This is a genomic window from Malikia sp. (assembly GCF_028687635.1).
Classification (GTDB): domain Bacteria; phylum Pseudomonadota; class Gammaproteobacteria; order Burkholderiales; family Burkholderiaceae_C; genus Malikia.
Map to the genome: position 1 here is coordinate 1 of NZ_JAQTZS010000049.1, position 3226 is coordinate 3226.

Annotated in this window: 3 protein-coding genes and 1 pseudogene; 1 reads left to right on the top strand and 3 read right to left on the bottom strand. The window is 68.3% G+C overall.

Going from position 1 to position 3226, the window contains the following annotated elements:
- Positions 1 to 146: FAD-binding protein (locus PHR85_RS15160; RefSeq protein ID WP_300056044.1), on the bottom strand; the 146-nt coding region annotated here is incomplete at its 3' end.
- Between the two features lie 27 nt (positions 147 to 173).
- Positions 174 to 2222 (bottom strand): 3-hydroxyacyl-CoA dehydrogenase NAD-binding domain-containing protein, encoded by a 2049-nt coding sequence (locus PHR85_RS15165; protein WP_300056038.1) that lies wholly within the window; start codon positions 2220 to 2222, stop codon positions 174 to 176.
- A 147-nt stretch (positions 2223 to 2369) separates the two neighbouring features.
- Between PHR85_RS15165 and PHR85_RS15170 the strand changes: the two genes are divergently transcribed.
- The gene (locus PHR85_RS15170; RefSeq protein ID WP_300056041.1) at positions 2370 to 2903 is read left to right on the top strand and encodes a MarR family winged helix-turn-helix transcriptional regulator; all 534 of its coding nucleotides are present in this window, start codon (positions 2370 to 2372) and stop codon (positions 2901 to 2903) included.
- A 168-nt stretch (positions 2904 to 3071) separates the two neighbouring features.
- Here PHR85_RS15170 and PHR85_RS15175 read toward each other — a convergent pair.
- A pseudogene (locus PHR85_RS15175) lies at positions 3072 to 3226 on the bottom strand (electron transfer flavoprotein subunit alpha/FixB family protein); the annotation flags it as partial.

The window sequence follows — 3226 nt, forward strand, 5'->3', positions numbered from 1 at the left end:
CCGACTTCGCTGCCCTTTTCGGCGGCGAGCTGCTTCAGGCGGATCGCGGTCGCCAGGCCGGCCGGGCCCGCGCCCACGACCACCACGTCGTATTCCATCGCCTCGCGCGGGCCAAACTGCTCCAGCAAAGTTGCGGGGGTCTTCATGTCTTCTCCTTGATTTCGTGGTTCGGCTCAGCCCAGCAGCAGCGCGAGGTCGCCCTGCCTGAAGCCGTGGCCGACGACGGTGGCCAGCCCCTTGATGTCCTGCTCCAGCTGGGCGCGGTCCTGCTGCTGCGCCCAGAACACGGGACCACCTTCCCAGCGCGGGAAGCCGTAGCCCTGCACCAGCACGACGTCGATGTCGCTGGCGCGCTGGGCGACGCCCTCGGCCAGCAGCAGCGCGGCCTCGTTGACCATGGCCAGCAGCGCGCGACGCTGGATCTGCTCGGGGGTCAGCGGCTGACGCACGATGCCGCGCGCGGCGCTGGCCTGCTCGATGATGGCGCGCACGGTCTCGTCGCTGGCCGCCGACTGCTTGCCGTCGGTGTAGCTGTAGTAGCCCGCACCCGCCTTGCGGCCGAGCCGGCCCTGCTCGCAGAGCTGGTCGAGGATGGCGACATAGCGCTCGCGCGGGTCACGCGTCGCGGCCTGCGCCTTGCGCATGCGCCAGGCGATGTCGAGCCCCGACAGGTCGGCGACCGCGAACGGCCCCATCGCGAAGCCCATGCCGGTCAGTGCGCGGTCCACGTCCTCGGGCCAGGCGCCGTCTTCCAGCATGAACTCGCAATGGCGGCGGTAGGCGTTGTAGATGCGGTTGCCGATGAAGCCGAAGGCGTTGCCGCACAGCACCGGCAGCTTCTTGAGCGTGCGGCCCAGCTCCATGCCGGTGGCCAGCACGTCGGCCGAGGTCTGCGCGCCGCGCACGACCTCGAGCAGCTTCATGACGTTGGCCGGGCTGAAGAAATGCAGGCCCAGCAGGTCCTGCGGGCGCGAGACCACGGCGGCCACTGCGTCGATGTCGAGGTAGGAAGTGTTGGTGGCCAGCACGGCGCCGGGACGGGCATGGGCGTCGACCTTGCGGAACACCTCCTGCTTGACGGCCAGGTCCTCGAACACGGCCTCGATCACGAGGTCGGCCAGCGCCAGATCGCTCCACTCCAGCGTCGGCTGCAGGCGCGCCAGGCTGGCCTCGGCGACCGCGTGCTTGATCTTGCCGGCATCGGCGCGGCCGTTGTAGTGGTCGGCGACGCGCTGGCGGCCGCGCTCCAGCGCGGCGGCGTCCTGTTCGAGCAGCACGACCCGCAGGCCGGCATCAATCGCGCTGATCGCGATGCCGGTGCCCATGGTGCCGGCGCCGATCACGGCGATGGTGCGCACCGGACGGGACTGGCCCTGGATGCTGGCCGGCAGCTTGACCGCCTCGCGCTCGACCTTGAACTGGTAGCGCAGCGCGCGCGCCTGGCGGCTCGGCACCAAGCCCAGGAACAGCTCGCGCTCCTTGGCCAGGCCCTGATCGAACGGCAGCGCGGTGGCGGCGACCGCATCGAGCACGGCGGCGTAGGCGGGCTGCAGCCGCTGGCGGGCGTTGAGCTTGGCCCGGGCCGCCTCGACATGCGAGCGCACCAGATCGGCGTCGAGCGCGCGGTCGCGGGTGCGCGGCAAGGCGGCGGCATCGGCCAGCTGCAGGGCGACGGCACAGGCCGCATCGACCAGATCGACCGCGACCACGCGCTCGAACAGGCCGGAGTCGGCCAGCTGGCGCGCGCTGCGCGGCTGACCCGACAGGATCATGTCGAGTCCGGTCGCCACGCCGACCAGGCGCGGCAGGCGCTGGGTACCGCCCGAACCCGGGATCAGGCCCAGGCTGATCTCGGGCAGCCCGACCCGGGCGCCCTCCAGCGCGACACGGGCGTGGCAGCTCAGCGCGACCTCAAGGCCGCCGCCCAGCGCGACGCCAGCGATGGCGGCGACGACCGGCTTGGAGCAGGACTCCAGCCTGGCCAGCACTTCGGGCAGAATGGGCAAGGCCAGCTGCTTGGGCGTGCCCATCTCGGTCACGTCGGCACCGGCGGAAAACGCCTTGTCGTTGCCAACCAGCACGATGCCCTTGATTTGCGCGTCGGCTTGTGCGGCGGCGACGGCCTCGACGATCCGCTGGCGCAGCGCATGGCTCAGGCTGTTGACGGGGGGATGATCCAGTGTGATGACGGCGATGGCGTGCTGGCGTTGGAAGAGTGTCACGGTCGGGCCTGCGTAGATGAAGTCGGAAAATGGGGGTGTCCCAGAAAGCCCTGGAAACGCTACAATTATGTCAACAAGTTGATATATTTTCCATGGGAATGACCCCAGGGAATACCCTAATCAAAAAAAGAAAATAACCACATTTCCATGGTCAATCAACGTCATTCGACCGAATCCGCGCGCAAGGAGCTCGCCAACCGGCTGTTCTTCAAGCTCTACCAATGCGCCAACCTGCTGCATAAAACCGGCACCAAGGCCGTCGAAAGCGAGGGTTTGACCACCCAGCAATGGGCCATCCTGGGCGCCCTGTCGCGGCCCGAGGTCAGCGCGGGCATCAACATGGGCGACCTGGCCCGCTACCTGATGGTGAGCCGGCAGAACCTGTCGGGCGTGCTGGGTCGGATGGAGCGCGATGGCCGGATCGAGATCATGCAGGACACGCGCGACCGCCGCTCGCGCCTGATCCGGATCACCGACGAGGGCTGGATTGTCTGGCGCGAGCATGCGCTGCCCAAGATCCAGGCCTACTACGAGGCCGCGCTGGAGGGTTTCTCCTTCAGCGACTTGACCCATACCTCGCATTACCTGCTCAAGCTGCTCGACAACATGGAGCGGCTCGACCACGGCAGCGAGGCGCCGGAACAGGAATCGGAACGGGATCAAGAGGCCGATCCGACCTGAGCGGCCAACGGCAGTCCGGCGACCCGCAGGCCGCCGGACAGTGAACAAACATGGAAGGAAGCACCGGGCGTCGGTGTGACGGTCCGGCGCGGCACGATCACGGCCAGCAAGCGGGCGGATCGTGCATTGGCTGCCAATGGCGGCGAACAGCGGCCAACGGCGACCGGCTTACAGCGCCTTGACCAGTTCCGGCACCGCCGTGAACAGGTCGGCCTCCAGCCCGTAGTCGGCCACCGAGAAGATCGGTGCCTCGGCGTCCTTGTTGATCGCCACGATCACCTTGGAGTCCTTCATGCCCGCCAGATGCTGGATGGCACCGCTGA